The following is a 22,498-nucleotide window of genomic DNA, read 5'->3' on the forward strand; positions in this document are numbered from 1 at the left end:
GAATATTTATGTCTAAGTCTATTATTCAGACCGATAAGGCACCTGCTGCTATTGGTACATACAGCCAAGCCGCAAAAGCGGGTACTACGGTATATCTTTCAGGGCAAATTCCACTGGTTCCTGAAACCATGGAAATGGTGTCTGAAGAATTTGAGGCGCAAGCGGTACAGGTTTTTGAAAACGTTAAAGCGGTATGTGAAGCCGCCGGTGGCAGTACCAATGACTTAGTTAAGGTGAATATCTTCCTTATCGACCTAGGTCACTTTGCGTTGGTAAACGAAATTATGGCTCGTTACTTCAATAAGCCTTATCCAGCCCGCGCTGCTGTACAGGTTTCTGCGTTGCCAAAAGGCGCGCAAATTGAAATAGACGGCGTTATGGAATTACCGGAGTAAACTATGTCGCCTGAGCGTTACCAGCGCATACGATCCGTGCTGGAAAAAAGGCAAACCGATCTTACCGTTTGCCTTGAAAACGTGCACAAGCCGCATAATGTTTCGGCCATAGTGCGTACCTGCGATGCCGTAGGTATTCATCAAGTGCATACGGTGTGGGAAAAGAAATACCAAATACGTCGCGGTACGGCGATGGGCAGCCAAGACTGGGTGCGCCAAACAAATCACGACAATATTAGCGATGCCATGCATACGCTCAAAGCCCAAAATATGCAGGTGCTGGTAACACACCTGTCTGACACTGCCGTAGATTTTCGCGACGTAGATTACACTAAGCCGACGGCGATTTTGTTCGGTCAAGAAAAGTACGGCGCCACCGACGAAGCCATTGCTATGGCCGATCAGGATATTGTTATTCCTATGATGGGCATGGTGCAGTCGCTAAACGTATCGGTTGCTGCAGCCCTTGTGCTTTACGAAGCTCAGCGTCAGCGCACCATAGCCGGTATGTATGAACGCCAACAGTTGCCAGAAGAAGAGTGCCATGCGTTAGCGTTTAAAAATGGATACCCTAGATTGTATAAGCTCTGTATGCGAAAGGGCCTGCCTATGCCGCGTATTAACGACATAGGTGAAGTAGATGCCGACGAAAGCTGGTGGCGCGAAATGCAAATTACCAAAGCCGAAGCTGAGGCGTTAGAAGCAAGCTAAACTCTGATTTATGCAAATGGCCAGTTGTTCAAAACTGGCCCAAAGCGTACTCGCCAACTCAGTGACAATCCTTTACACTTCATTTATTGTTTTTTTACGCTAATCAACCGTTTGACTTGAGGATAAGGCTGCATGCAAGCACTCGCCACCACACCTATTACTGCCCTTAAAGGGGTTGGCGCAAAGGTGGCAGAAAAGCTCAATAAAATTGGCTTGTTTACCCTTCAAGATATCCTCTTTCACCTGCCGCTTCGCTACGAAGACCGAACCAGAATATATAGCGTGGCTGAATGTCGTCCTTTTACCCATGTAAGTGTGCAGGGTGAAGTGATGAACGCCGATATTCAGTACGGCAAAAAACGTATGCTGGTGGTAAAAATAAGCGATGGTACAGGCACCATTACGCTGCGTTTTTTTCACTTTGGTGCCGTGCAGCGCACTATGATGACACCGGGTAATATTGTGCGCTGCTTTGGTGAAGTGCGCACGGGCAAGTGGGGCATTGAAATGATGCACCCCGAATTCAAAGTGGTTGACGAAGATGCTCCGCCCTCAGAAGAATCCTTAACTCCGGTATACCCTACAACCGAGGGTATTAAACAACTTACCTTGCGTAATTTAACCGAACAAGCGCTAGCCCTATTAGACAAAGGTGCGCTAACAGATTTGCTGCCAGAGGGTATTTACGACAATCAAGTGTCGCTCAACGAGGCACTGCATACCGTGCATCGGCCGCCGCCAGATGCTGATGTTCATGAAATTGAAGAGGGGCTTCATCCGGCTCAATATCGTCTTATTCTTGAAGAGCTACTATCACACCACCTCAGCGTACTAAAAGTGCGTAAACAGTCTGACGCTCAGCCTGGAATAGCGATAAAGGTTGATTCTACGCTAATAGAAAAAATGCTGGCTCAGCTTCCTTTTTCGCCTACCGGTGCACAGCAACGAGTAGTAAAGGATATTCAGCAAGATATGCAAAAAGCCAGACCCATGATGCGACTGGTACAAGGGGACGTAGGCTCTGGTAAAACGCTGGTTGCCGCCTTAGCAGCGCTGTCGGCTATTGGCGCAGGCTATCAAGTGGCGTTAATGGCACCTACTGAATTATTAGCAGAACAGCACGCCAATAACTTTAGAGAATGGCTAGCGCCTTTGGGTATAGAAGTAGGGTGGTTGGCCGGAAAGCTTAAAGGTAAAGCACGTAGCGAGGTACTGGCAAGGCTTGAGGCGGGAGATGTTCAAATGCTTGTGGGTACTCACGCTATTTTTCAAGAAAGCGTGAATTACCAACAGTTAGCCTTAGTCATTGTTGATGAACAACACCGTTTTGGAGTTCACCAGCGATTAGCTCTGCGCGATAAAGGTGAACAGCAAGGGCGATATCCGCACCAGCTTATTATGACAGCCACACCAATCCCGCGAACCTTGGCTATGACGGCGTATGCCGATTTAGATACGTCAATTATTGACGAACTTCCGCCTGGGCGTACCCCAGTTACCACAGTGGTACTGCCTGACACACGCCGTGGCGATGTTATAGAGCGTGTGCGCCAAGCGTGTAAAGACAACGGTCGGCAAGCTTATTGGGTGTGCACGTTAATTGACGAATCTGAGGTTCTGGAATGTCAGGCTGCAGAAGACGCAGCGGTAACGCTACGAACGGCGCTTCCAGACTTACAAGTTGGACTGGTGCACGGGCGCTTAAAGCCCGCCGAAAAAGCACAGGTGATGGCCGACTTTAAAGACGGAAAGCTAGACTTGCTGGTAGCCACTACCGTTATTGAGGTAGGTGTAGACGTACCTAATGCAAGTATTATGATCATTGAAAACCCCGAACGACTAGGTCTTGCTCAATTACATCAGTTGCGTGGGCGGGTAGGCCGTGGTGCTGTAGAAAGTCAGTGCGTGCTTATGTATCAAAGCCCGCTTTCAAAAACTGCGACACAACGTTTAGGTGTGTTAAGAGAGAGCAGCGATGGTTTTTACATTGCTCAAAAAGATTTAGAAATACGTGGGCCGGGTGAGTTTATGGGAACGCGCCAAACTGGTTTAGCAGAGCTTAAAATAGCTGATCTGGTGCGCGATGCCGCCCTTATTCCCAAAGTTCAAGATATTGCCTATACCATGTGGGAAAAATATCCCTCTCACGCGCAGGCTATTATTAATCGATGGATTGGACACAAGGAGCAATACGGTAATGCCTGATAACTCGCCCTCTTCTTCGACACCATCGTCTATTCCGTTAGTGTTAGCTACCCCTAAAGATAGCAAATTCTACGAAAGTGACTACTTACTTACTAAAAGTTCGGTGGAAAAGTGGCACCACGCCTTAGATGCGCAAGAGGAAAAGCCAGAGTCAGGCTTATATCTACAAATTCACAATAATGTGTTGGGTTTAGCAGATGCAAGTGAGAAAAAAGTACTGCCGGTAGAGGTCGATTTTGCTTCTCCCGCAAGCCTGTATCGCAAACAGCACGGCGGCGGGCGCAAAGAGCCTATTGTAAAAGCCATTGGTTTGAAAGGTAATGACGGCTGGCACGTGATAGATGCCACACCGGGGCTTGGCCGTGATGCATTTGTACTGGCCAGCGTTGGCTGTAAAGTTACTATGATAGAGCGTTCGCCTATTGTTGCTGCATTATTAGAAGACGGCATAAGAAGACTGAAAGTGGATTATCCAGATTTAGCAGACCTATTATCACTTCAACATGGAAATAGTGCCGATGTAATGCAATACTTTGAAGGTGAGAGCGTAAACGCCATTTATCTTGATCCTATGTTCCCACACAAAAAGAAATCGGCGCTGGTAAAAAAGGAAATGCGGTTGTTTCAACAACTGTTGGGACACGACCCAGACGCAGATGCGCTTTTATCGCCTGCACGGAAATTAGCTACCCATCGCGTGGTGGTAAAACGCCCAAACAGTGCTGAGGTGTTAGCCGGAGAAAAACCGACTATGGCGATAGAAAGCAAAAAACACAGATTTGATGTATATCTATGTAATAACAACTAGGAGAGTAGCATGATACGAGTTGGTAGTACCTTGCCCGAGGTAGACTTTAGTTTGTTGGTAGACGGTGAAATTACTAACCCCGGCACTAACGAGCTTTTCGCAGAGAAGCGGGTGGTAATGTTTGCTGTGCCAGGAGCTTTTACACCAACCTGTTCACACTCTCACTTACCCGGTTATGTTGCCCTTGCCGATAAATTTAAGGCGAAGGGTATTGATAGCATTATTTGTTTGTCGGTAAACGATGCGTTTGTGATGGATGCATGGGGCAAAGCGAGTAATGCTGAAGAAATTATAATGTTGGCAGACGGCAATGCATTCTTCACAAGACAAATAGGCATGGATATGAACACCAGCAACTTTGGTGGCGTACGCTCGCTTCGCTATTCTATTTATGTAGAAGATGGCGAAGTGAAAAAGCTGAACGTTGAAGATCCGGGCCGCTTCGATGTGAGTGATGCTCAAACCATGCTAGATAGTCTGTAACAGCCACATGGTGTAAACCTCACGCATATAAAACGCCCGCATATAACACGCCCACAAACTATGCGGGCTTTTTTTGGCCGCATACAAATCTACTTTGCTCGACCTAGCATATAAGCTTGGGCAGATTATTATGCCCTATAGTTTATTTCCTCAACCCCCAGCGCTCTTGCATAACCTGTAGGTATACGACCAATGGGCGAGATGAGTTGCCTTTACTTAGTTAATGATAATAAGTATCATTTGCGCAGATGCCAACGTGAAAGAACAATGTTTTAGGAACCAATATGACAATAACATTGAAAAAAATAAGTACCCTTTTGACTGCGTCGTTTTTGTCGCTATCAATGGTATCCACCAGTGCGCTAGCCAACGGCGAAATTGGCGATCACGTAAATAATCTTCACGCACATATTGGTGAATATACTGAAGAAGTTCATTGGTTGGAAAGCAAGTTTGGCTCAGTTGTTGATGCCTATGCAAGCAAAGACAAAAATCTTAAAACCGATGCCCTTATGGAATACTGGGAAGAAGTCGATTTTCACTCTGCAATTGAAACGCAATACGTGCCTATTTATGCGTCAATTTGGCAGGGAATTTACGGCGTAAAAGTTGCCATTGATGAAAGCAAACCTATTGATGTTGTTCGAGAAGAGCAAGAGAAACTGAATCACGCCTTGTGGCAAGCATTAGGCGCGGTTAAACTTGCATCCCAATATCAACAGCGAGGACTAGTTGATCAAGTTCGCACTACTGAAGTAGAGCCAACTACTGGGCCGGCTGTTATCGACGATATAAAAACGCGCTTAGATCGCGTTGTTGCCAAATATGCCGAGCAGCTTAACGAAGTAGCTACCACTTTGGTTCACGACACTTACCTCCAACGCTTTGAAGGTGTAGAAGGTGATTTAATTGCCAAAGACGCCGACTTGGTTGAAGCACTAGAAAAAGACTTCAACGTGACTTTGCCACAAGCTATTTCCAGCAATAAAAGCGTTGATAGCGTAAGAGACGTGGTAGAAGCCATGCAGGTTAAGCTTAATAAAGCACGTGCACTGCTGGTAGAAGCAGAAAAAGGTCGTAAAGACGTATTTTAAGGAACCTTAATGCAACGAAGAACATTCTTACAAGGCCTAGCGGCTGCCGGAGTATTGGGCAGCGTCCCCTTTAGTTTAGCGCATGCAGTCTCTGCCGCAGGCAGTGTTTCTGTAGAAACTTTGCCAAAACTAGAAGGCGACCTGACCTTATATTTAGGTCGTGGTGAGGGCGGCTTGTATGAAAATGTACTCGATGCCATTAAAAAGAGAAATCCAAAACTCAATCTTAAAGTTCGTCGCGGCGGTTCCGCGGCACTTGCCAATACCATTGTGGCTGAAACCAAGGCGGGTGTTAAACGCGCCGACCTTTTTTGGGCAGTAGACACTGGCTCAATTGGTATGGTGACAGATTCAGGCGCCGCTAAGCCACTTCCATCTACTGTTACTAGCCAGTTAAAAGACGGCTTTCAATACCCAAGTTGGTCGCCGGTAACGGGTAGAGTGCGAACGCTTCCTTACAACACAGAACGCGTAAAGCCAGAGCAAATTCCAGACAGCATTATGGCATTAGCCGATAGCGATTTAAAAATTGGGTGGGCGCCTGCCTACTCATCGTTTCAATCGTTTGTTACTGCAATGCGTATACTGGAAGGCGAAAACGCTACGCGCAGTTGGCTTAAAGGTATTAATAAAAATGCTAAAAAGTACGCTGGCGAACTTGGTGTGGTAATGGGCGTGGAACGCGGTGAAGTAGATGTCGGCTTCGCCAATCACTATTACACATTACGCTTAAAATCGGGCAAGCCAGACGCTAACGTTGCATTGGCTTACACCAATAACGACGCCGGCTGTTTGGTGAATGCATCGGGTATTGTGGCGTTAAGCGAGGGCGACTTGCCTGTTAACTTTATCCGTTACTTGCTTACCCATGAGGTACAAAGCTACTTGGCTCGCGAAGCCTATGAAATTCCGCTTGTGCAAGATGTGGCAGCGCCGGAGGGATTGGCAAGTTTAAGTTCGCTTTCTCCGCCAGAGTTAGATCTTCGTAAATTAGCAGACTTACGTCCAACCCTTAACATGATGAGGGATGTCGGCGTACTGTGACAAATTGGCCAAAGTCGTATCCACTGGCACTACTCATAGCGCTGATGGCTTTATTGCCCGTCGGCGTTTTGTTTTCTCTAGCACAAGATAGTGCCCAACTTTTTGATACGCATAATATAAGAGTGCTAGGAAACACGGTGGCCCTAATGCTGCTTACCATCATTGGATCTGTGTTGATTGGTGTGCCGTTAGCCATATTCACCGCGTACGTACATCTTCCCTTTAAACGTTTTTGGCTAATTGTTCTTGCTGCTCCCCTGGCCCTACCCAGCTATATTGGGGCATTTGCTATGTATTTCTCATTTGGCCGAGGCGGCGAGATAGAAAACGTACTTGGCATAAGTACTCCACCCATAAGCGGTTTATGGGGTTCTGCATTAGTCATGAGCCTCTACACTTACCCCTTTGTGATGATGACAACTCGCTCAAGCCTGCTCAGTTTAGATGCCAGCCTTGTGAACGCCGCCAGAACCCTTGGGTTATCATTAGGTGAAAGCTTGTGGCGCGTAGTGCTGCCCCGAGTAGTTAACAGCATTGGTGCAGGTGCATTGCTTGCGGCCCTTTACGCATTGTCCGACTTTGGTACTCCCGCCATTATGGGGCTAGATACTTTTACCCGCGTTATTTTTGTCGAATACAACGCGTTTGGTTTAAGTCAGGCCGCTATGCTGAGTTTGCAATTAATGGTGATAGTGGGGCTCATTCTGTTTATAGAAAGCCGTATAAGCGGCGCGACCGAGCGACCTGGCCGTCATCTTTCTTTGTTCCCGCCACGCTGGCAGTGCAACCTTATGCTACTAAGCGCTATGCCCATTGTGCTGATGGCGATTGTATTACCCCTTGCTATTTTCACCTTATGGTTGGTTCGCGAAGGAACCGGAGGGTTTGAATTCAGCTATGCGTGGAACTCTGCTCACGCTTCTTTCTTAGCTGCGCTGGTAGCCGTTCTCTTGGCAATTCCGGTGGCACACGCGGCTATTGCCGGCAAAGCCGGGCGGCTTATGGAGCGCATTACCTATTTTGGCTTTGGTGTACCTGGCATCGTTATGGGTACCGCATTGGTTTATGTTGGCCTGCAGCTTCCTGCGCTATATCAAACTTTAGGGCTATTAGTTATGGCTTACGTACTGCGCTTTTTGCCATTGGCAGTAGGCAGTGTAAGAACTACCGCTGAAAATATCGATTCAGGCTTAGTGAAAGCGGCAAGAGTACTTGGCGCAACGCCTAAAGAAGCCTTTATGCGAATTACGCTACCTTTAACCCTTCGTGGTATGATAGCAGGCGCTGCATTGGTGTTCTTAGAAGCCATGCGAGAGTTACCTGCCACTCTTATGCTTGGCCCAACAGGATTTGAGACCTTGGCTACCTACATGTGGCGAGTTTACGAGGCTGGTTATTTTGGTCGCGCCGCAGTGCCAGGGTTGTTACTAGTGCTATTGTCAGGTGTTGGTTTAGTGCTAATGCTGTCGGGTGAGCGAAAAGCCCAATTTACCGTTACCGAGGATGAACGTTCGTAATGCTAAGTGTAAGTAATTTGTCAGTGAATTATGGGGCTACCCGAGTAGTCGACAAGTTAAATTTAGAACTTGGTCAAGACGAAATTCTCATGTTGGTGGGGCCTACAGGCTGTGGAAAAACCACCATATTACAAGCATTAGCAGGGCTAATTCCTGTTTCAGAGGGCGAAGTACGCTTAGATAATTGGGTAAGTACTCCTGCCAAGCATGTTCCGCCAGAAAAGCGCAACGTGGGAATGGTGTTTCAAGATTTTGCTTTGTTTCCGCATCTAACCGTGCAGCAAAATGTGTGTTTCCGTTTAAAAGACACGTCCCTTGCCGATCATTGGCTAACACTGTTGGGGTTGGATAACTTTCGCAATGTAAAGCCTGCCAGTTTGTCTGGCGGTCAAAAGCAGCGGGTGGCGTTAGCCCGTACACTTGCTCATGAGCCAGCGTTTGTTCTACTAGATGAGCCGCTGTCTAACCTAGATGCAGCGCTGAAAGATAGCTTACGCTGGGAAATTCGAGATGCCCTTAAAAAAGCCGATGTCCCCGCTATTTGGGTTACTCACGATCAAGAAGAAGCTCTCAGTGTGGGCGACAGAATAGGTATACTGAATAAAGGCGTATTAGAGCAGTTAGACACGCCGGAAGTGTGTTATTCAACGCCGAACAGTCGTTTTGTGGCCCGCTTTATGGGCGAGGCTAGCTTTCTAAAGGCTCAATTCGACAATAGCGAAAACAATGTAGATAACACCGTTATTACGGATGTCGGCAATGTTCCTGGTACACCGCTCCAAAATGCTCATGGCGACGTAGATTTATTGGTAAGACCCGATGACTTAAGTTTAGATGCAAGTCATGCCTCGCCAAACGGTACAGTAGACTGGGTACGCTATGAGGGTGAAAGTCGCTTGTATGCAGTTATGCTCGATAACGGAAGTCAGCTGAAAGTGAGAGTAAGCCACGAAAATGCCATAAAGCCTGGTGAACGAGCCCATATACAGCTTATTACTACCCACCCGTTAGCAGTATTTCCAAGAGAGGCTTAATACGTGATTAAACGTGATGTGATAGTGCTTGGTGCGGGTGCTGCTGGGCTTTTTTGTGCTGCGCAAGCGGGAGCAAGAGGGCGTAGCGTAGAAGTACTTGATCACGCCAAAAAGGTAGGGCGCAAAATCCTAATGTCTGGTGGTGGGCGCTGCAATTTCACCAATATGTACGCAGGCCCAGAGAACTTCCTTTCGCAAAACCCCCATTTTTGTAAGTCTGCCCTGAGTCGATATACCCAGTGGGATTTCATTAGCTTAGTTGCCGAGCACGGCATTGGTTATCACGAGAAAACCCTTGGCCAATTGTTTTGTGACGACAGTGCAAAAGACATTGTAAATTTATTGCTTAAAGAATGCGAAAAGGCGCAGGTGACCGTCACCACTCGCTGTGACATTCTTTCTGTAGAAAAAAGTGAAAGTGGGTATTCACTCACTACCAGTAATGGTGATTACCAGTGCAAATCCTTGGTAATTGCTACCGGCGGGTTAAGTATGCCCAAATTAGGCGCTACGCCTTTCGGTTACAAAATTGCCGAACAGTTTGGCTTAAATGTGTTGCCAACCCGAGCCGCCCTGGTGCCATTCACCTTGCATGACAAAGACAAAGAAACACTGGCGGATTTGAGCGGTGTTGCAGTAGATGTTTATGCAAGCTGTAACGACACTACCTTTAAAGAAGCTATGCTGTTTACCCACCGAGGGCTGAGTGGCCCTTCTATGCTACAAATTTCCAGCTACTGGGAAGCCGGCGATACATTAAGTATCAATACGACTCCCGATAACGACCCTCACGAGTTATTAAATAACGCGAGGGCACAAACTCCTGATGCGTTGCTCGCTACCTGCTTAAATAAAATTTTCCCTAAACGTGTTTCGCAAAGTTTTATCGAGTTAAACGAATGGCGCAACGTGCCGGTAAAGCAGCTGTCTCACGGGGAATGCGAGAATATAGCGAACACATTAGAAAACTGGCACATAAAGCCAAATGGCACAGAGGGTTATCGCACAGCGGAAGTGACCATTGGTGGCGTGAATACCAATGAACTGTCTTCAAAAACCATGATGGCCAACAACGTGGAAGGGCTCTATTTTATTGGTGAAGTAGTGGATGTCACCGGCTGGTTAGGAGGCTATAACTTCCAATGGGCGTGGAGCAGCGGCTGGGCAGCCGGGCAGGTGGTGTAAGCTATTTCTCCCGCCGATGCTACAGCAATCCATGACAAATTAGATATGTATATTAAAGGCTAGTATCTGCCATAGATTCTACCTATACTGGTTGAGTGTATTTTGTACAGCAAAAGGACTCGCATGTCGTTTATCACTGAGTTAAAGCGCCGTAACGTGGTAAAAGTAGCCAGCGTGTATATGGTAACGGCATGGCTTATTTTACAAGTTATTGCTGTAGTCTCTCCTTATTTAAAGCTGCCCACTGCTTTTGGAACCGGTGTTACCGTTGTACTTATCATAGGTTTGCCCGTAGCCTGCATATTCGCATGGGCCTTTGAGCTTACCCCCGAAGGCGTAAAGCCGACCCGTAAAGTTCCCGATGAAGTTTCAATTGCACACGAAACCGGACAAAAAATAAATCGCCTTTTAGTAACGCTTATTGTGCTTTTGATTGCTTATGTTGCTGTAGATAAAATATGGCTTTCAACATCGCCTGCCACAGCAAAGCCAGCTTCGGTCTCGTCTGCTGCTGAAAATCAAAGTGAATTGGCCAACGAAAACGAGCCCGCTGCATCAAGCGAACTTCTGGCGCAAAACGTTGAAGCGGACTCGCAGGCAGAAGAAGTCAAAGTTTTAGCAGTATTGCCTTTCTTAAATCTGAGTACCGAAGACGACCAAGAAATCTTTGTTGATGGGTTAACAGAAGAATTACTTAATACGCTAGTGCGTATTCGCGAGCTAAAAGTGCTGGGGCGTACGTCTAGTTTCGCTTATAAGGGCGTAAACAAAGACCTAAAGATTATTGCCAGTGAGCTTGACGCAGATTATCTCATTGAGGGTAGCGTGCGAAAAAGCGGCAACAATTTAAGGATAACTGTGCAGCTTATTGAGGCCGAGACTGGTAGCCACTTATTTTCTGATAATTTTGACCGTACCCTCAAAGATATTTTTACGCTGCAAGAAGAAGTGAGTGATCAGGTTGCTGCCGCACTTAAACTCAATCTTATTCATAAAGACGACCGCTATTCAGCTGCATTAGATAAACTAAGTTATATCGAGGTGGAGCAATTGGTGAAAGCTAGAGCATTGGCCAACCGCGAAACTAGCGAGGGCATAAAGCAAGCCATTAACATATTAGAAGAACTGCTTCAAAAATATCCGGATGCGCCGGCAATACTGGGGCTCGGCGCGTATGTTGCCGCGATGGAGGTTTCATTTACAGAAAATGCTAGTATGAGCGAGAAAGACAGAACTGCAATGGCAGAGCGCGCTCTCGCTATTGACCCACTCAACAAAGATGCTCTGATCACTTTAGCTGGTACATATGATGATTTTGGATATTCAGTAACTAAAGCACAGCAATTATATCGCAAAGCTATTCGCGCTTACCCTTATGATTCTTATTTTTTAGGAGGTTATGTATACACAATGGTATTGTCGTTTACGCCATGCGGGCAGATAAATGAGAATATCAGTAATTTAGATATAAGTGGCGCAGAAAAAACGCTTCAAAATCAAATTCGTTACTTAATATTAAAATGCTTGGAGCCGGATAAAGCGAAAAAACTCATTACTACTGCTACTACCGAAGGTGTTGACTTCTATACAATTTTAATGGATTTCGAAGCGGGGTTTAAAGAATATAAATTGCTTTATGAGCAAAATCCGAATCAGCGATTCACTTCTGCTTACATATATCACCTATCACTTTTAGAGGACCATTCGACTGTTCAAACACTGATCAGCAGTATTGATTTGAATAGTAAGAGTTTTTGGTCGACTTATGTTTACTTTGATACCTATTTTACACCCAATCAGCTACCGGCTATCAACGTTGAGGAACTTTGGGAGCGAATGCTAATAAAGGATCATTTTGAGCTACCTAGTAAATATGCATTGATATTTTTTGACCGGGCACAAAAAGAGGAACAATTATCTGAATTGCGAAAGAGATTTTATAAACTGATTCCACCAGAAAATACTTTGTCGCAAATTCATAGTATAGCTGGTTATGCTTTTATATTAAAAAAGTTGGGTGAAAACCAAAAAGCAACTGAGATAGTTCAGAATGCGTTAAATGTACTGCGGAAATACAAAAAACAGTATCCCGAATCTTATCAATTCTACCACCTCGAATGGTGGGAATTAGAATTACTCATTATTGCAAAGGAATATGAGCAAGCCTCGGCTTTGTTAGAAAGTTATTCGTATAGGCCAATGCTTGTTTGGTTTGATATCCCCGCACTGCGTTATGCTTATAAAGATGAACTCGGTCATCCTTTCTTCAAAGAATTCTTTTCTCAAGTTGAGCTAGAAAAACAAAAAATGCGCGAGAAGCTGGGTGTGAAATTATAATGCCTAACCTTAAGCTGCCATTACCGCACCGAAACTACTAAACAGCTTTAAACTCGCAGCGATAAAACTACTCAGACACAAACTCATCTTTTTCCTTCGACGAAGGCAGTAAAATAATGATAAAGATAAGCACTGCTGTGATGATTAAAAAGTACTTCTCAAGTGAACGGTAGGTATTCATCGATTCAGCAGCTTTTTTGCTGATTGCTAACTTGTTCTTGCCTTCGGCGAGCTGAATATCAGACAGTTTATCTAAATCGCTATTTAATGCCTTAAGGTCTAGTAAAAGCGTTGCGATGGCTGCGGAGTCAGCTGGCTGGTCTTCAGAGAATGGGATATCTTTTTCTAACGCCACAAGCTCATTAAAGCTGGTTTCAAAGTGATTTAGCGTGAAGGCTTCAAAGTCTGTTAAGTAGGTTTTCTTAAACGCGTTAATAATGGCGAAAGCTTGTTTGTTGATTTTTGCGTTTTGATTGGCAAAGAACTCATAGTTTTGAGAGGCAAGTGCAACTTCTTTTTCGTGCAGGAACCCAGCAAGCTCGTAAATCATGCCGTTAACCACAAGGCGATCTTCGTAAATCTCCTCAATGGAATTCTTTACGCTATTGAAATTATTGATATTGGTTTGGCCCATGGCGTATACCAATGCAAGTGACGTAAGAAAAACAACGGTACATAGCCCTTTACTTGCCCAGCTCATAATTTCTCCTTTCACGAAAATACAGCGCGAATAGCTATCTAGATTTTTAGCGAGCTGTTACTTAACTGTTTATTTTTCGTTAAATCATAAACGCCAGAGCAAAGCGATGCAACCTTACTATTGACTGCAACTATGGCCTTAAAAGTTGGCAAACAGCGACACTTAAGCCGCTGATCAAGAAGAGGTGGTTTAACTTGGCACTACAGTGATGGGTTGGTATCCCTCAGCTTCTAGTTCCTCGTTAATACAGTCTAGTAGGTACTCATTTAGCGACTTATTGTCTGTGCCTTCATCTTCTGCAAGCTCCATACAATAGGCTTTTAACTCTAAAACTATTTCTTTATCAGCTACAGGTCGTTCTTGAGCTATGGCTAATGTAGATAAGAATAGACTTGCTAATAATGTTAAATACTTCATGTAGTCTCCTAGTAATCGTTCAATTTAGCCTTCAAAGTTTAGGAGTAATAGAGATAAATACGAGCAAAATAATATGACCGTTAAGGACAAATTATTTCATTTAAATACTGCTTCCCATCCATTGATATAGCATCAAAAAAGTCTATATTCCGCGCAATCAACTCAATGTCGCACGTAGTGTGCGACATGTACCTATTTGGAATTAAAAATGATAACAACATTAATTGTTGTCGATTCACTATCTGATGCTCATCAACTGCACTTTCAAAACTGCGAAGTGGTTGATTTTGAGCAATACCTTTCGCAATTTCCCAAGCGAGGGGAGGGCAAAATGCGCGTTATCAATTTGTGCGCAACCGACCGCTATTTAAGTAAGGGCTATTACTGTTCATTGTTAGCCGAAGCGCGCACGCACAAAGTACTGCCAAGCGTGAATACCATTAATAATTTGATTATTGAAAGTGAAGAACAGTCGCTTCAAATGAAAACCGTTACGCTACCAAAATCGTTGAGCGATGAAGCCATTGATGACAGTAGCTGTGATGTATTTTTTGGAACAACTAAAAAAGCGTCAATGAGCGCAATCGCAAAGTTTGCCTTCGAACGTTTTCCAGCGCCCTTTTTGCGTGTTTCGATAAGTAAACAATCGAGCGCTACGGTAATGACGGTAGCATTCGGCGATTGGTGTACGGCTAACGCTGAGGATAAATCGGCATTAGCTAATGCGCTTCAACACTACGTAGAAAAAACCTGGCTTCGTGGAAGTAAGCAAAAGCAAGCCCGCTGGGATATGGCGATTTTATGTAATGAAAATGAAGCGACACCGCCTAGCGACGCTAAAGCAATTAAGCATTTTATTAAAGCGGCAAAGCTCGTTGGTATTAACGCTGAAGTAGTAAATGCGGCCCAAGCTGCAGCTAACATTACTCATTATGATGCGCTATTTATTCGTGAAACTACCGCCATTAACCACCCAACTTATCATATTGCTCGTAAGGCGGAGCAGGAAGGGTTAGTGGTGATAGACGACGCGACCAGCATTTTAAAATGTTGTAATAAGGTGTATTTGCACGATGCGTTTAGCTATCACAAGGTGCCTTCGCCACGCAGTCACTTTGTGTCTGACAACACGACATCAACGTGCCAAATGCTAGCCGATGAATTTGGCTTTCCGATGGTACTGAAATTGCCAGAAAGCTCATTTTCAATGGGCGTATTTAAAGTAAAAGATAATGATGAGCTGAAAGATAAGCTTGAAACCATGCTAAACGAATCTGCACTGGTGTTAGTTCAAGAATATATCTTTACCGAATTTGATTGGCGCATTGGCGTATTAAATGGCCGGCCTATTTATGCGTGTCGATATCACATGGCGAGGGGCCATTGGCAAATATACAACCATGACGCGAAAACCAATACGTCCGGTGGGTTTGAAACTCTGCCAACCTTTGAAGTGCCAAAGCCCGTGTTAGATGCGGCAATTAAAGCCTGCTCAATGATAGGTAAAAGCCTGTATGGCGTTGATATTAAGCAGGCCAACGGCAAAGTATACGTGATAGAAGTAAACGACAACCCTAGTATTGAGGCAAAAGTGGAAGACCTATACCTAGGTAAAGAGCTTTATATGATCATTATGCAGGAGTTTGTTAATAGGTTAGAAGCCCGTGGGCGTTAGTAACAAATGGGAGCCTGTGGTGACTAACGCTGCCGTAAATTTGCGCTTGGCAGAAATTAGCGACCTTGATGCGCTGGAGCGAATTGAGCTTAGCTGCTTTGATAGCGATAGGCTTTCACGCAGGCGCATGCGCTACTGGATAAAAGCTGAACACGGTATATTGCTAGTTGCTGAAACCGAGAGTGAGGTTTTAGCTTATGGCCTGGTTATTTTGCGCAGAGGCAGCCGTTCTGCTCGCTTGTATTCACTGGCGGTGCTTGCAAAGGCTAGGGGGCAAAACATTGCTCCAGCGCTGCTGATTAAGCTAGAAGAAATGGTGTTAAGTGCAGAAAAGTTGTTTATTCGCCTAGAGGTTGCTGAAGATAACCTTGCAGCCATTCGCATGTATAAAAAGTTGGGATACCGTAAATTTGGTATTTATCGCCAATACTATGCCACAGGTGTAGATGCTCTTCGTTTTCAAAAGCCTGTATTACACCCGAATATGGCTAATGCTATGAAGCATTATCCGTGGTACAAACAGACCACGGCGTTTACCTGCGGCCCAAGTGCGTTGATGATGGCTATGAAGCATGTGCGAAGCGGTACTCCGCTCGATCAAACCACTGAAATTGATATTTGGCGTCAAGCTACTACTGTTTTTATGACGTCAGGACACGGCGGTTGTCATCCGTTAGGTCTTGCTTTAGCTGGCCATCAGCGCGGGTTCGATGTTGAAGTATACTCCACGCAAATAAACGATCTGTTCTTGGATGGCGTGCGCAGCGAGCATAAAAAATCGATTATGCGTATTGTAGAGAAAGACTTTATTGAGCGGGCGACGAATGCCCAAATACCGATATATCAAAGAGAAATTGAGCTCAGCGAAATTGAGACGGCGTTGAACAAGGGCTATGGCGTTATTTGCCTTATAAGTACTTACCAGTTCTATGGAATTAAGGCGCCCCATTGGGTGGTGATAACCCATGCCGATGACCGCTGTTTGTACTTGCATGATCCTGATGGCAGTGAAGGGTTTTATGACGAATCTGGAAATCGGTTAGACCGGTCCTCTCACGCCAATATTGATGATCGCGAAGATGCCGATTTAGACTATCAGCATCTTCCTATCTTAAAACAAGATTTTGGTTCGCTGTCAGTATTTGGCAAAACCAAATTGAGAACGTGCTTGCTTGTTAAACCTAATGAATAGCCGATGAGGGTTGTGGAACACTGGGAGTTGGTGTGTTGTCACCGCTTAAGTCAACCTTTGCTGCGTCTTCAGCCAGCGCCGTCATGGCGTCAATAATGTCGAGGAAGTGGGTTAGTTGTGCAGGCGATAAGTCTTTAGACAGGTGTTCGATTTTATTAATTAGCTGTTTGGTAGGTAAGCGCATAGTCAAATTCTCGTCGTTTTAGCGTTTTTTGCGTTCTATGACCACAGACTTACAATATGCTTGCCAAGTTTTTGTTTTCTTAAAAAGCAATACCAATTGCTAAACCTGCCACTATGGCATCATCATGATTGTGGTGATAATCGTAATGAAGCTGCGGGGATAGCGTAAACCCTGATATTTCAAATTCGTATAATAGACCTAATCGCGCCACTGCTATTTCTTCACCTTCAAAAAACTCAACGCCTGGACCCACTTGAGCAATAAAACTATTGGTAATGTGTAAGTCGGCTACTGCAAGATAAGTGTAAGCGTCAAGTTCACCAAAAGCATATTCGGCAACCACCCCTACGCCAAGGAAGTCATTCATGCGGTATTCGTAATCTATCCCGAGAGTAAAAGCATTACCGTGACTATCGGTGTATGTGGTGGCAGCAAGTACTGAAAGGTGATGTGGTGACTGCTGCCAGTGATGGCTGTCTTCAGCAACTGCTGCGTTGCCAATTACGGTATAGCCAATAATGCATAGACATAAACTTGTGCTCAGAAGGCTGCGGGGTCGTCTAAAAAGAGGGAAAAGAATAAGTTTAAAGAGCCGGGTAAGGCCGCAATGAAGGGGAATTATACTTTTGTTCATGTAGATACTCGCTTAACTTCAAGGTTAGATACAACAAAGCGATTTTTAAGGCTGAACTTAACTTTAGTGTAGAAATTAATTTTTTGCATTTTTTTGCATAATGCGGCATGTCGTTATCTCTGCAAACCACCGGCAAAAGGAAATTCAATTTTATTTTTAGAAGCATAAATGGTTGGGTTTTAAATTTGTAATCTATGGAAATTAGAAAAAACAGACAAATGGCACTACATTTTATTTGGGAGGTATTTTTTTCACTATTAGAAGTTAGGTGAAAAAGCAGGGGCAATCAATATCTCACATAGAGGGTTTTAGCGTGATAAGACAGCTGGTATATCGTAGTAGAGCGTCTGCACAAATGAGTCAAGTTGACCTTGATAAAGTAACTAGCGACTCTTTGCCCTTCAATCTAAACAATGATGTAACGGGTATTTTGCTCTTCGACGGGGAATATTTTTTTCAGGTTCTTGAAGGTGAGTCAAATTTAATCGCAGGCCTTTATGAACATATTCAAAAAGATCCGCGACATGGCAACATCGTTAAAATTACAGATAACGCCATACATCAACGTGATTTTGGCGATTGGGCATTACGCACAATAAAGCTCGACCAAAAAAGCGGTGCCTATTGGTTGCCGTCTGATCTTTCCCTTCATCGCGATAGCAGGATTTTTGGCTTACTGAACGGTTTCGCTTCAGGAAAATGGCGCATGTGCTTATCTAATAAGGATTTGAAGGCGCTAAGGGCGTCTGTGGTTCAAGATGAGATCAGCGTAGCGGCCTATGCTCAGTCCGACATTCAATTTGCCTTTCAACCAATCGTGGATACACATAAAGGTGCTATTGTTTCTTACGAGGCGCTATTGCGCAGTAACGACGGACGTTTTCCTGAAGATGTTTTAGATAGTTTTCACGGAAGTGAAAAGTATCAATTTGATTTGAATAGTAAGGCTATTGCTGTTGCGCAGGGTGCACAAATACTGCGCCCAGACCAAGCGTTAGCCATTAATCTATGTCCCGGTGCTATAACGCACTGCCCTGATATTACGAATTATCTTCTCGGTTTAGCATCAGACAACAACTTAAAGCCACAGCAGTTGATTTTGGAAGTTACAGAATCGGAAATTATAGAAGAGGGAGCGCTTTTTTTTGACGCTATAGAGAATTTGCGTTCTAGAGAAATTCGGGTTGCCCTAGATGACTTTGGTGCCGGTTATGCGGGGTTATCATTACTCGCCGATTTTCTTCCAGATAAAATTAAGCTCGACCGCAGAATTACCACCAATATTCATGAAAATGGACCGCGACAGGCTATCTTTGAAGCAGTGTATGAGTTTGCTAACTCTATGGGCATTCCTCTTATTGTTGAGGGAGTAGAGACCATGGACGAATGGCTGTGGCTTCAGCATGCTGGTGCTCAGCGGTTTCAAGGCTACCTCTTTGCTCGCCCTAAATTAAACGGGGTAGAGAAACTTAATTTTGTAGTAAATGGAATAAACAAAGCCGTGAACGTTAGGAGGTTCGGTTAATGTAGACGACTGCTATAACTGCAGAGGCAGTGACTTTTCATAAAACTGTGAAAAGCGGCCTCTATCAAAGATGTCACTGGAGCACGGCACTTTATACACAGCAACGGAATATATCAGCGAAAATTAAAAAGGGGCCGTGTTCTTTGTGTAAAAACACGGCCCCCTGGTTTTTTATAACTCTGTTATGTCTCAGTGCTGCCTCAGTGCTGATTAAAGCGACACATGCTTTTGACTACCTAGGCCCGGGCCATACACAATGGCATTGAGTAATAGCCTGTTTGTGCCTAGTGCAGCACCTCTAAAGTTAGGCTGGCCAGAGAACAAGATAATTTGCCCTTTACCACTTCGTTCGCGGGTTAGGTACGCCGTGTTGGCAATACGCTGCTGAGCTTCCGGCCACAACAGGCCACTCATTCTTACGTTTAGTGCTTTATTCTCTGGTAGGGTAAACCAACGGTCGGCAGTCTTTTTGCTCTCACCAGCTGTTTTCTTCTTACTATCATTTGGACCAAATACGCCCGCTCTAACCACAGCTTCGCTATTATCTGCCGACATAAGCAGCGGCTGGTTGCTGTAAAGTAGTGGCAATACCTCAGGGGTACCTGCTGTCAACCAGTGCTGTTGGTCAGTTCTGCCAGCTACCATAGCCCCACTTGGCATAAAATGACTTAGCCATTTGTCGCGACGCGTTAGCTCGTCTTCTTTCAGTGGCTTAGGAAGGTCGTCCCAAGGGAATGTGTAGTCTGCATCCAGGGTATGAGACATAGCTGCCTTTCTATCAACCTTGTCTTCACCTGCCATATATTCTCGCGTAAGAGAAATATCGTAATCGAGTGCCTTTTCAAAACTGTTTTCAATTGTTTTGACTTTAGCTATACCGTCTTTATTAGCCAATGCAGCCGCACTTCGTCCGTGGGCAATAAGGGTTCCGCCATTTTTAACCCACTCGTCTAAAAGCGTCTGTTTTTGCTTATCTAGCGCGCCGTAGCTGGTAGGCAGTATAATAACGTTATATCTGCGCAAGTCGGTGCGATTTAGCGAGTTTACATCTATTTGGCTATGACGAATGCCCAGATGCGTGTCTAAGCTATACCAGGTAGCGCCTACATCGTAGCTAGCAAAGTTACCATGACTTAAAATGGCAATTTGTGGCTGGGTGAGTAAGTCAAAGTGCTTGCCACCCCATTCAGGCAAATCACCTTCTCCAAACCCACTAGTCGTTGCTGTAACAGATATTTTAAGTTCGTCAGCCGTTTGTTTGATGGTTTGAGCGAGATCTTTTTTGTTGGGGTTGTCTGTAACGGTGACGGCGATTGAACCACGATTGAACGTGGTATCTTGAAACTCAGAATCGCGATCGATATAGCGAACATGAACACCGCGTTCCATAAGTCTTGCAGCAAAAGCCACTGAACGGTCATCAGCACCATCTACTATCCATGCAATCGCGTTATCAACAAACGCATGAGAAGGTGTGTTTGGTGAATAGGGGCTAACATTACGCGTTATATTCTCGGGTACAGTAACGCTTTCAAGGCCGTACATCATGGTCAGGTTCCATGCTGTTGTATCGTACATAAGCGATGAGCCGTCACGTAAAGTCTTCTGGCGCTCTTCTAGTAATACTGCGTCATTAACGCCAGCGTCAAACTCCATGATAGCGGCAATAAGCGGTGCTTCAGGCTGGCGGTTGGGTATAACAAGGCTTCCCTTGGGAATGATCAGGTCTTCTTTCACTTCACCTAATTGAGTGGTAGCACGGTCTACTTCAATATCTTTATCCGCAACATACACATTAATATCCTGTGCCTGCAAACGGCTTACCAGTGCGCTTGTTCTTCCCACGTTATCATTTGCCATTACCACGTAAGTGCGATTGGCGAATTTGCCTTTTGAGGCCACATTATTTTTGCGCCCCTGCCAATAATCTCGATACATGGCTTTACTGTTTTTATCGAGTGTTTTTAAATTAGCTAGCGTAGAAACAAACTGATGGTGAACCGATTCGATATAAGTTTGCACTGTGCCTTCAGGGCGGCGAACGCCGTCTTCGGCCATGCGAGACTGTTCATATAGAATATGCATAGTTCCGCGGTATTCTGAGTAATTTGAATAGCCTGGGTACCAATTTTCAAACCACTCACCCGTGTAATAGCGCCAGCCTTTCTTATCGAACGCTGAAGATTGATCGCGCGCAAAAGTTTTTGCCCATTTTTGCAAGTTAGGATCTATATTCTGATTTAGTGGCTGGCGGGGTGGACCCATTAAATAGGTGTCTTGGCTTCCCATTTCGTGACCATCAATCATTAGCTGGGGGCGCCAGTCGTTTATCATTTCCACTCGACCCACAGTTTCAGGCTGCGTGAGATAAAAGAAGTCTCGGTTTAAATCGAAAAAGTAGTGGTTTGTTCTGCCGTAAGGCCAGTCACCACGATGCAATAAAGATTGATCATCTACATTAGGTGCTGTGCCGCGGTATTGCTCGAGCGATTTGGCAAACCTAGCGCGCCCGTCTGGGTTCATCATGGGGTCGATAACCACTACCATATCATCAAGCAGGGCTTCCACGTCTTTGTCTTCACTGGCTATTAAGTGATAAATGGCTGTTAGCGCGGCATCTGCGCCAGATGTTTCGTTTCCGTGAATAGAGTACGCCATCCAAGCCACGGCTGGCAGCGAATCAATAAGTTTGCTTGCTTCGCTATCGCTTGTTTTTAAGGGGTTAGCGAGTTGCTCAATGTTCTGCTTAATCGTATCTAATTCGTTAAGCACCGACGGTGTTGATATAAAAACAGCTACAAGGGGGCGCCCTTCGTGGGTGCGTGCATATTCAACTACTTGCAGTCTGTCACTTTGCCCGGCCCAGTGCATAATGGCGCTGTGTATTTGCGTCGGGTCTGCAACGCGAGACCCTATAGGAAATCCCAGCAAGTCATCTGGGTGGGTAATGTTTTCGTTGTAAGTGCCGGTAAGTAACTCACCCTTGTATTGTAGGTCTGGATCCTTGATAGGTTTCATGAGAATAGCTGAATAAGCAGGCATTACTGCTATGCCTAGCAATAGCACGAACCACTTTTGTATAGATTTCATGTGTGTCCCTTGTCGCTTTCTGATTTTTCTAAGTAATTATTAGCCAGCCTATCGTTTATCACCATTCATGTGTTAGACAAGTCATGCGTACGACAATGGTTAGCTGAATTTTTACTTGCTTTGTTGTATGACTACTCAATTCATAGTGTAGCGTATAAATTAAACAGTCAATGAGGCTGCGATGAACGAATGAGTTATCACGATTTTAGTGCGGATTGGTAAAAGCTTCTGCAACGCAGTGAATAGCGTATTGCTGAAACAGTCGACA

Annotated in this window: 19 protein-coding genes; 14 read left to right on the plus strand and 5 right to left on the minus strand. The window is 44.9% G+C overall.

The window, feature by feature from the left end; translation table 11 throughout:
- The first annotated feature begins 8 nt into the window (after positions 1-8).
- From BM528_RS00750 to BM528_RS00800, 11 genes are all read left to right on the plus strand, one after another.
- Positions 9-395, plus strand: coding sequence for a RidA family protein (locus BM528_RS00750; protein WP_071978249.1), 387 nt, complete (start codon positions 9-11; stop codon positions 393-395).
- A gap of 3 nt (positions 396-398) precedes the next feature.
- Positions 399-1,106 carry a tRNA (guanosine(18)-2'-O)-methyltransferase TrmH gene (gene trmH / locus BM528_RS00755; RefSeq protein WP_071978250.1) on the plus strand — a complete coding sequence of 236 codons (708 nt, stop codon included), beginning with the start codon at positions 399-401 and terminating at the stop codon, positions 1,104-1,106.
- Positions 1,107-1,238: 132 nt separating this feature from the next.
- On the plus strand, positions 1,239-3,311 hold the full coding sequence (gene recG / locus BM528_RS00760) for an ATP-dependent DNA helicase RecG (RefSeq protein WP_071978251.1): 2,073 nt from the start codon (positions 1,239-1,241) through the stop codon (positions 3,309-3,311).
- Positions 3,304-4,119: a class I SAM-dependent methyltransferase gene (locus BM528_RS00765; RefSeq protein ID WP_071978252.1), complete on the plus strand. Its 816-nt coding sequence runs from the start codon at positions 3,304-3,306 to the stop codon at positions 4,117-4,119. The genes recG and BM528_RS00765 overlap by 8 nt, the downstream gene beginning before the upstream one ends.
- A gap of 9 nt (positions 4,120-4,128) precedes the next feature.
- Positions 4,129-4,602, plus strand: coding sequence for a peroxiredoxin (locus BM528_RS00770; RefSeq protein WP_071978253.1), 474 nt, complete (start codon positions 4,129-4,131; stop codon positions 4,600-4,602).
- A gap of 284 nt (positions 4,603-4,886) precedes the next feature.
- Positions 4,887-5,696: a hypothetical protein gene (locus tag BM528_RS00775; RefSeq protein ID WP_071978254.1), complete on the plus strand. Its 810-nt coding sequence runs from the start codon at positions 4,887-4,889 to the stop codon at positions 5,694-5,696.
- 9 nt (positions 5,697-5,705) lie between these two features.
- Positions 5,706-6,740, plus strand: a complete 1,035-nt coding sequence (locus BM528_RS00780; protein ID WP_071978255.1) for an extracellular solute-binding protein — start codon at positions 5,706-5,708, stop codon at positions 6,738-6,740.
- Entirely contained in the window at positions 6,737-8,257 is a 1,521-nt protein-coding gene (locus tag BM528_RS00785) for an ABC transporter permease (protein WP_083595151.1), read from the plus strand. Before BM528_RS00780 ends, BM528_RS00785 begins: the two co-directional genes overlap by 4 nt.
- Positions 8,257-9,291, plus strand: a complete 1,035-nt coding sequence (locus tag BM528_RS00790) for an ABC transporter ATP-binding protein (RefSeq protein WP_071978256.1) — start codon at positions 8,257-8,259, stop codon at positions 9,289-9,291. Before BM528_RS00785 ends, BM528_RS00790 begins: the two co-directional genes overlap by 1 nt.
- Before the next feature lie 3 nt (positions 9,292-9,294).
- Positions 9,295-10,476, plus strand: coding sequence for an NAD(P)/FAD-dependent oxidoreductase (locus BM528_RS00795; RefSeq protein WP_071978257.1), 1,182 nt, complete (start codon positions 9,295-9,297; stop codon positions 10,474-10,476).
- Between the two features lie 156 nt (positions 10,477-10,632).
- On the plus strand, positions 10,633-12,813 hold the full coding sequence (locus BM528_RS00800; protein WP_156844016.1) for a hypothetical protein: 2,181 nt from the start codon (positions 10,633-10,635) through the stop codon (positions 12,811-12,813).
- Between the two features lie 67 nt (positions 12,814-12,880).
- Here the strand turns inward: BM528_RS00800 and BM528_RS00805 are convergent, their stop codons facing one another.
- Positions 12,881-13,513, minus strand: coding sequence for an MCP four helix bundle domain-containing protein (locus BM528_RS00805; protein ID WP_071978259.1), 633 nt, complete (start codon positions 13,511-13,513; stop codon positions 12,881-12,883).
- Between the two features lie 189 nt (positions 13,514-13,702).
- A complete protein-coding gene (locus BM528_RS00810) occupies positions 13,703-13,930 on the minus strand; it encodes a hypothetical protein (protein ID WP_071978260.1) in 228 nt (75 codons plus the stop codon).
- Between the two features lie 208 nt (positions 13,931-14,138).
- On the opposite strand from BM528_RS00810, the gene BM528_RS00815 reads away from it, so the two are divergent.
- Both BM528_RS00815 and BM528_RS00820 read left to right on the plus strand, forming a co-directional pair.
- Entirely contained in the window at positions 14,139-15,605 is a 1,467-nt protein-coding gene (locus tag BM528_RS00815; RefSeq protein ID WP_071978261.1) for a RimK family protein, read from the plus strand.
- 19 nt (positions 15,606-15,624) lie between these two features.
- A complete protein-coding gene (locus BM528_RS00820; protein WP_232230537.1) occupies positions 15,625-16,797 on the plus strand; it encodes a GNAT family N-acetyltransferase/peptidase C39 family protein in 1,173 nt (390 codons plus the stop codon).
- On the opposite strand, the gene BM528_RS00825 is transcribed toward BM528_RS00820, so the two are convergent.
- On the minus strand, positions 16,787-16,981 hold the full coding sequence (locus BM528_RS00825; RefSeq protein WP_071978263.1) for a hypothetical protein: 195 nt from the start codon (positions 16,979-16,981) through the stop codon (positions 16,787-16,789). The two genes, BM528_RS00820 and BM528_RS00825, sit on opposite strands and share 11 nt — an antisense overlap.
- A gap of 79 nt (positions 16,982-17,060) precedes the next feature.
- Positions 17,061-17,615, minus strand: a complete 555-nt coding sequence (locus tag BM528_RS00830; RefSeq protein WP_232230538.1) for a hypothetical protein — start codon at positions 17,613-17,615, stop codon at positions 17,061-17,063.
- A 313-nt stretch (positions 17,616-17,928) separates the two neighbouring features.
- On the opposite strand from BM528_RS00830, the gene BM528_RS00835 reads away from it, so the two are divergent.
- Positions 17,929-19,140: a diguanylate phosphodiesterase gene (locus BM528_RS00835; RefSeq protein WP_071981086.1), complete on the plus strand. Its 1,212-nt coding sequence runs from the start codon at positions 17,929-17,931 to the stop codon at positions 19,138-19,140.
- A gap of 210 nt (positions 19,141-19,350) precedes the next feature.
- On the opposite strand, the gene BM528_RS00840 is transcribed toward BM528_RS00835, so the two are convergent.
- Positions 19,351-22,230, minus strand: a complete 2,880-nt coding sequence (locus BM528_RS00840; RefSeq protein WP_071978264.1) for a M14 family metallopeptidase — start codon at positions 22,228-22,230, stop codon at positions 19,351-19,353.
- Positions 22,231-22,498: the final 268 nt, after the last annotated feature.

Origin of the sequence: Alteromonas sp. RW2A1, from assembly GCF_001886475.1 — a bacterium.
Taxonomy (GTDB): Bacteria; Pseudomonadota; Gammaproteobacteria; order Enterobacterales; family Alteromonadaceae; genus Alteromonas; species Alteromonas hispanica.

Coding starts and splice junctions, on each gene's coding strand:
- BM528_RS00750 (WP_071978249.1), top strand. CDS start 9: ATGTCTAAGTCTATTATTCAGACCGATAAGGCACCTGCTGCTATTGGT.
- trmH (WP_071978250.1), top strand. CDS start 399: ATGTCGCCTGAGCGTTACCAGCGCATACGATCCGTGCTGGAAAAAAGG.
- recG (WP_071978251.1), top strand. CDS start 1,239: ATGCAAGCACTCGCCACCACACCTATTACTGCCCTTAAAGGGGTTGGC.
- BM528_RS00765 (WP_071978252.1), top strand. CDS start 3,304: ATGCCTGATAACTCGCCCTCTTCTTCGACACCATCGTCTATTCCGTTA.
- BM528_RS00770 (WP_071978253.1), top strand. CDS start 4,129: ATGATACGAGTTGGTAGTACCTTGCCCGAGGTAGACTTTAGTTTGTTG.
- BM528_RS00775 (WP_071978254.1), top strand. CDS start 4,887: ATGACAATAACATTGAAAAAAATAAGTACCCTTTTGACTGCGTCGTTT.
- BM528_RS00780 (WP_071978255.1), top strand. CDS start 5,706: ATGCAACGAAGAACATTCTTACAAGGCCTAGCGGCTGCCGGAGTATTG.
- BM528_RS00790 (WP_071978256.1), top strand. CDS start 8,257: ATGCTAAGTGTAAGTAATTTGTCAGTGAATTATGGGGCTACCCGAGTA.
- BM528_RS00805 (WP_071978259.1), bottom strand. CDS start 13,513: ATGAGCTGGGCAAGTAAAGGGCTATGTACCGTTGTTTTTCTTACGTCA.
- BM528_RS00810 (WP_071978260.1), bottom strand. CDS start 13,930: ATGAAGTATTTAACATTATTAGCAAGTCTATTCTTATCTACATTAGCC.
- BM528_RS00815 (WP_071978261.1), top strand. CDS start 14,139: ATGATAACAACATTAATTGTTGTCGATTCACTATCTGATGCTCATCAA.
- BM528_RS00825 (WP_071978263.1), bottom strand. CDS start 16,981: ATGCGCTTACCTACCAAACAGCTAATTAATAAAATCGAACACCTGTCT.
- BM528_RS00830 (WP_232230538.1), bottom strand. CDS start 17,615: ATGAACAAAAGTATAATTCCCCTTCATTGCGGCCTTACCCGGCTCTTT.
- BM528_RS00840 (WP_071978264.1), bottom strand. CDS start 22,230: ATGAAATCTATACAAAAGTGGTTCGTGCTATTGCTAGGCATAGCAGTA.